Below are 6,720 nucleotides of genomic sequence, written 5' to 3'. Positions count from 1 at the left end.
TATAAGTAATTTTTACTAAATTATTTCATGAATTTTTTTATAAATATACCTATATTTTAAATTAAAAATAGACTCTGTTTATTGAAGGATTTTATTTTTTTATTCTAAATTCTATTTTAGATTAAAGATTTATATCTAATTATTATAAAATATATTAATATTGATAGTAAGTAGTTTTTATTATTATTATTATTATTTTTAAATTGAATTTTTTTTTAATAAGGAATTTTGATTATATGGAAATGAATATGCTTTCTGTAATTCTTTTGGCTATTGCTCTTGCTATGGATGCTTTTAGTATTTCAATAACAAAAGGATTTACTCAGAAAAAAATACAAAAACAAGAAATACTCTGGTATGGAATTTTCTTTGGCGGATTTCAATGTTTCATGCCCATAATAGGTTATGTTTGTGGAACTACAATTAGATCATTTATATCAACATATGCACCATGGATTGCATTTATACTACTACTTTGTATTGGATTGAATATGATTCGTGAAAGTATCACTAGTAGTGATGAAAAAGTAGCTGACATATTTAGTTTTAAAGAAGTTACCCTACTTGCTATTGCAACAAGTATTGATGCTTTTGCTGTGGGTGTGACATTTGCTATTCTTAATATTAGTCTAGTTATTCCATGTGCTATTATTGGAATTATTACATTCTTATTTAGTATTGTTGGAATATTTATTGGTAAAAAATTAGGTGATTATTTTGGAGATAAATTCCAAATATTAGGTGGAGTAATATTAATACTTCTTGGATTTAAAATACTTCTTGGATTTTAAGTTAAATCTAAAGAAATATTCTTCTTTTTTTTAAAAAAGTTTTTTTTATAAAAGTAGTAGGAAAAAATATTATATTAAAAGTTAGAGGTATAATAATTTCCCTACATACGAATGTAAAATGATGTATGTTTTACATACTACATAATACTTATTTACTATTTACTATACATATATTTTAAGTATATACTTTCATTTTTTTAATGACAATCACATCCTACTCCACAGAAATGATGATCTTTAGATTGTAGTTTTCGTCTATTATTTATTAGATTTGTATCCTCTGATTTTATATATGATCTTTTTATTATGTTATCTATTTTCTCAGGATTTTCTGTCCATTTTATTATAGTTGCATAACCTGATGTTACATTATCATGTAGTCTTGGAGGATATGTTTCCAGTATTAGATTATTTAGTCTATAATCATTCCTATTTGGAAGACATATGCCTATTAGTGATGATTTTTGCTTTAATGCTGCATATATATCCCAATCTATATGTTTTCTTTTGTATGTTTTAGGTCCTACTAGTACTATTGTAGTTGTAGTATTTGTTATGTTATTTTCATTTATGATATTAGAGATATATTCATCACTTGAATAGTCATTATTTGTTAATCTTATTGTTTTTGTATTCAAATTTTGAAATAATTCTTGAAATTTGTCACTATACTCTTTATCTTCATGATAGTAACTAAGAAAGATATTTGATTTCATAATAATATTATTGTGTGTTCTTCTTTAATGATGTTTATGTAATAAATATATATATATATATAATTATTAAAAATAAATAGTATATATATAAAGCTTATAAAAAAATTTTCATATTATTAAAAAGGGAGAAGATATAATGAAAAAAATGGGATTTGGATTGATGAGATTACCTCAAACAGATAAAGATAAACCAGAAACAATCAACCAAGAACAAGTAAATAAAATGACAGAACTCTTTTTAGAAAAAGGATACACCTATTTTGATACAGCATATCCTTATCATAATGGAAAAAGTGAAATAGCACTAAAAGAAGCTCTAAAAAACCATCATAGAGAATCATATATAGTAGCAGATAAATTACCCATCTTTGCAATAACCAAAGAAGAAGAGGTAGAACCAATATTTAAAGAACAATTAGAACGTTGTGGAGTAGAATACTTTGACTATTATTTACTACACAACATAAGTCCATTTTCAGAAGCAGGATATATAGATGTAGATTCATATAAATTTTTAAAACAACAAAAAGATGCAGGAAAAATTAAAAAACTTGGATTTTCAAGCCATGGAGATGCTAAGTACATAGAAAAATATCTTCAAAAATATCCTGACATGGATTTTATACAATTACAAATAAATTACCTTGACTGGGAAAGTCAAACAATAGAATCAAAGAAATGCTATGAAGTTGCTAAAAAACATGATTTAGAAGTAATTGTAATGGAACCATTAAAGGGAGGATTTCTTGCAAACATACCAGAAGATGCTAATGATTTAATTAAAAAATTCAATCCAACACTTACACCAGTTGAGTTAGCACTACGTTTTGTAGCAAATCTTGATAATGTATTCATGGTACTATGTGGAGTAAGTAGTTATAAACAAATGGAGGAAAATATTGAAATTTTTGAAAATATGCAACCATTATCTAAAGAAGAATTAGACCTTATAAAACAAGTAAGTGAACTTATAAATAGTAAAATAACAGTACCTTGTACTAAATGTAATTACTGTATAAATGAATGTCCAGTAAATATCAACATACCATATGTATTTGATTTATATAATAGTGAAAAACTACTAAATGAAGATGGATTTACAACATACCAAGTAACGTACATAAACTACATGAAAAATAAGAAAAATGGGCCGGCAAGTGCATGTATAGACTGTGGTAAATGTGTAGAAAAATGTCCTCAACAAATAAACATACCACAAGTAATGAAAGATGTAGTAGAATCACTTGAAAATAAACCAATGTAACTACTTATAGTATTATCTCTTTTTTTTTATTTTTTAAATTATGATTATAATTATACTCTTTTAAAAAAATTGAAAAAAACATGCAAATACTAAATACAATGAAAAAATATAATTATAAATATTATGTTTTTATAAAATTAAAAGATATTTTATACTAATATAAACTTAGAAAAAAAATAATGGGGGTTGCATATATCTCAGCTTCAAAGAAAACAAATGAAGCATATAAATGGGGAAGTAATATTTCATTCTTATTTGCAATGATTGGAGCAGCAATAGGTCTAGGAAACATATGGCGTTTTAGTTATATTGTATATAGTAATGGTGGAGGATCCTTTTTTATACCATACATATTTGCAATATTAACACTTGGTGTTCCATTTCTAATATTAGAATATGGTCTTGGAGTAAAACATAGAGATTCATTATCCAGTATTCTTAAGAATTTAAATCCAAAATTTGAAGTAATAGGATGGTTTATAGTATTTCTAGTTTTCCTAGTTATGACATATTACATAGTTATAATAGGATGGGATGTTATATATCTACTTCTAGGTTTCACAAAACAATGGGGAAGTGATCCTAATTTATTTTTCAATACCAACATAGTAGTTGGAGGTAACAACTTAAGTCATATTACAACAATAGTATGGCCCACATTTATAATAGTTACACTAGTATGGATATTTTTATGGTTAGTATCACGTAAAAATATTGAAAATGGAATTGGAAAAGTAGTGAAAATAACAATACCCTCTCTAATATGTATCATGTTTTTAATAGTAGCATACTCATTTACACTTAATGGTCATATGATAGGATTAACTAATCTTTTTAATCCAGATTGGAGTGCTCTTCTAAATAGTGACATATGGCTTGCAGCATTTACACAAGTACTATTTTCATTATCTGTAGGACAATCAATTGCACTTACATATGCAAGTTATCTTGATAATAATGATCATCTAGTAGATAGTGTTTTAGTTGTTGCTGCATCAAATTCAAGTTTTGAAATAATAACAGCAATAGGAGTATTTAACATACTAGGATTTATGTCACTAAAAACAGGACTTGGAATTGAACAAATAGCAACATCAGGTACTGGATTAATATTTGTAGTATTCCCAGAAATATTCAATATAATGGGTGATGTAGCATATATTATTGGTCCAGCATTCTTTTTATGTGTCTTCTTTGCAGGAGTAACAACTATGTTTGCATTTATTGAACCAATGAGTTTATCTTTAGCTAAAAAATTTAAGATGAGTAGATCAAAAACAGCAACTATTGTTTGTTTCTTTGGATTTTTAACATCCATAATATTTACAACAGGAGCAGGAAACTATATTCTTGCAATAGCAGATGAATTCATAAATCAATATGGAATATTATTTGCAATACTTCTTCAAGCAATAATCTTTGGATGGTTATATGGTATTGATAAATTAGTACCAATTTTAAATGAAAAATCAATAGTACACATAGGATCAAAATGGATATGGATACTAAAATATATTCTTCCAGGAGTACTTTTAATATTATTTGCTTCAGAAATAATACATAAAATTACAGAAGGTATAACTACAGAACTATTAATAGAATTAGTATTTTTAGCATTAGTTATAATTATACCAGTAATTCTTACAAAACTACCAGAAACAAAAGATAATTAAATAATTATCTTCAATACTTATTTTTTTTTATTTTAAATGAATTTAACTTATTTAAACTAAGGTAGAAAAAAATACTAAAAAAAAGAATTTCTAAAAATCAATTATTTTACTTAAAATATTTAACATACCTTCCATAACCCATCTCCTCTAACTTATCATATGGTATAAATCTCATTGAAGCAGAATTTATACAATACCTCTTTTCACCTCTAGGTCCATCATCAAAAACATGACCTAGGTGTGAATTAGCCTTTTTACTTCTAACTTCTATTCTTTTCATACCATGAGATGTATCATTTAACTTTTGAATATGACTATCATTAACAGGTTTTGTAAAAGAAGGCCATCCACATTTTGAATCAAATTTATCATCTGATATAAATAATGGCTCTCCACCTACAACATCCACATACAATCCCTTCTTATTAAAATCATTATATTTTCCACTGAAAGGCTTTTCTGTAGCATTTTTTTGTGTAACATCAAATTCAATAGGTGTTAAATTCATAATATCTTCTTTAATTAATAATTCTTCTAATTGTTTTTTCTGATTTGGAAGTTGTGTTAAATCAATATGACAGTAACCTGTAGGATTTTTTTCCAAATATTTCTGATGATATTTTTCAGCAGGATAAAAATTATTCAAGGGTAATACTTCTGTTACTATTTTTTGTGAATATTCTCCTTGTTTTCTATTAATAAAATTTATTATTATTCTTTTGTCTGTTTCATTTCTATAATATATACCAGTTCTATATTGTACTCCTACATCATTTCCTTGTTTATTAATTGTAAGTGGATTTATTATTTTAAAAAATTCTTCCAATAACTTCTTTAATGGTAATATGTTATTATCATAATCCACTTTTACACATTCAACATGATTTGTATTTTCTAAACATACCTCATCATAAGTGGGATTTTCTGTGTTTCCATTTGCATAACCTACTGTTGTTTTAGCTACTCCAAGTAACCTCGAAATATATGCTTCAACACCCCAAAAACATCCCCCTGCAAGATATATTGTTCTTAAATTTTCTTTTTTGTAAGATATTTTTTTATTTAAGTTATCAATCATATTAAAACCCCAAAAGAGATTTTATTTAACATATTCTCTTTTATATATTACCTATTTTTTTAACAAGCTTATGTATATCTAACGTTGTTTTTTCTATTTTTTTAAAGAAATTCCTTTTTCTATAATTATTTAATCCATTATATTTAATAGTTTCATATTAATTAAATAAAAAGAAAATAGTGGAATTTATATTTCATCTGCCTTTAAAAATTCAAGAATATTCATATGTATTATTCCATTTGAGGATAAGTTTATTTCATCCATAGATAGAACATATTTTGGATAATTATCTTTTATTTTATTTAATGGCCTAAACTCTCTATCTCTTGTATTAGGATCCATTATTGATTGTGCTACTTGAATATATGTAGTTTTTCCAGGTTTTTTACATACAAAATCCACTTCAATGTCATATAATTTACCAATTGTTACTTTATATCCATGTCTTCTAAGTTCTAAATAAACTATATTTTCAAGTAAATAGCCCAAATCTCTTTTATTCTCATCATTAAATAAATAATAAAATCCAGGATCTACTATGTAATATTTTTCAGACACCTTAAGTATTTTTTTTCCAATAAGGTCTTCTCTTTTTGTCTGATATAAAAGTAATGAATTCATAGCATACTTTATAATTTAGTACAGTTGATGTTGAAATATTATATTTTTCTAATTTAAGATATTTTGCTATTGAATTTGCAGAGAATATTTTTCCAATATTACATACTATAAATTCCATTAATCTCTCAAATAATATAACTGATGATATTTTTTCAATATCTATAACATCTTTTAACATTATTGAATTATAAATATCTGTTAGATAGGTTATTTTCTCATCAGGATAATCATAAGCTAAAAGTCCTGGAAACCCACCATAATTTAAGTAATTATTGAAAATTTTTATTTCATCATCATGTGTAAGTGCTGATTTCTTTTTATCACTAAAGTATGTTAATAATTCCATATATGAAAAGGGATACATATTTATACGAATATATCTTCCAGAAATTATTGATCTATTTATACCCTTTATTAAATTGGAATAGGAACCTGTGACATATATCTAACATCCTATTGATTTTACTTAAATATAATTCCCTTTTTACTATTATATTTATTTTTCCATCATTTATTATAATAATGTATTAAACATGATTTATATTTTTTAGTTTACACAAGATAAACTTTAAAAAAA

At 24.9% G+C, this 6,720-nt stretch carries 7 protein-coding genes; 3 read left to right on the top strand and 4 right to left on the bottom strand.

The features are described from left to right. Positions 1 to 242 precede the first annotated feature (242 nt). Complete coding sequence (locus tag BZ132_RS03655) at positions 243 to 791, top strand: manganese efflux pump MntP family protein (protein ID WP_048059854.1); 549 nt, start codon at positions 243 to 245, stop codon at positions 789 to 791. A 197-nt stretch (positions 792 to 988) separates the two neighbouring features. On the opposite strand, the gene BZ132_RS03650 is transcribed toward BZ132_RS03655, so the two are convergent. Further along, the gene (locus tag BZ132_RS03650; protein ID WP_011406338.1) at positions 989 to 1,507 is read right to left on the bottom strand and encodes a TIR domain-containing protein; all 519 of its coding nucleotides are present in this window, start codon (positions 1,505 to 1,507) and stop codon (positions 989 to 991) included. A 136-nt stretch (positions 1,508 to 1,643) separates the two neighbouring features. Here BZ132_RS03650 and BZ132_RS03645 point away from each other — a divergent pair, with 136 nt between their 5' ends. Beyond that, positions 1,644 to 2,771, top strand: coding sequence for an aldo/keto reductase (locus BZ132_RS03645; RefSeq protein ID WP_112149490.1), 1,128 nt, complete (start codon positions 1,644 to 1,646; stop codon positions 2,769 to 2,771). 179 nt (positions 2,772 to 2,950) lie between these two features. Next, on the top strand, positions 2,951 to 4,444 hold the full coding sequence (locus BZ132_RS03640; RefSeq protein ID WP_011406336.1) for a sodium-dependent transporter: 1,494 nt from the start codon (positions 2,951 to 2,953) through the stop codon (positions 4,442 to 4,444). Between the two features lie 106 nt (positions 4,445 to 4,550). On the opposite strand, the gene msrA is transcribed toward BZ132_RS03640, so the two are convergent. The 3 genes from msrA to BZ132_RS03625 all read right to left on the bottom strand — a co-directional run bounded on the left by msrA (position 4,551) and on the right by BZ132_RS03625 (position 6,507). Then, a complete protein-coding gene (msrA, locus tag BZ132_RS03635) occupies positions 4,551 to 5,522 on the bottom strand; it encodes a peptide-methionine (S)-S-oxide reductase MsrA (protein WP_112149488.1) in 972 nt (323 codons plus the stop codon). 186 nt (positions 5,523 to 5,708) lie between these two features. After that, a complete protein-coding gene (locus BZ132_RS03630) occupies positions 5,709 to 6,143 on the bottom strand; it encodes a DUF4143 domain-containing protein (protein WP_286940519.1) in 435 nt (144 codons plus the stop codon). After that, positions 6,082 to 6,507: a hypothetical protein gene (locus tag BZ132_RS03625; RefSeq protein WP_286940518.1), complete on the bottom strand. Its 426-nt coding sequence runs from the start codon at positions 6,505 to 6,507 to the stop codon at positions 6,082 to 6,084. Before BZ132_RS03625 ends, BZ132_RS03630 begins: the two co-directional genes overlap by 62 nt. Positions 6,508 to 6,720 lie beyond the last annotated feature (213 nt).

The organism is Methanosphaera sp. DEW79 (assembly GCF_003266085.1).
Lineage (GTDB): Archaea > Methanobacteriota > Methanobacteria > Methanobacteriales > Methanobacteriaceae > Methanosphaera > Methanosphaera stadtmanae.
Note: the sequence above shows the minus strand (reverse complement) of the source record. Positions and strands in the feature narration are given on the sequence as shown.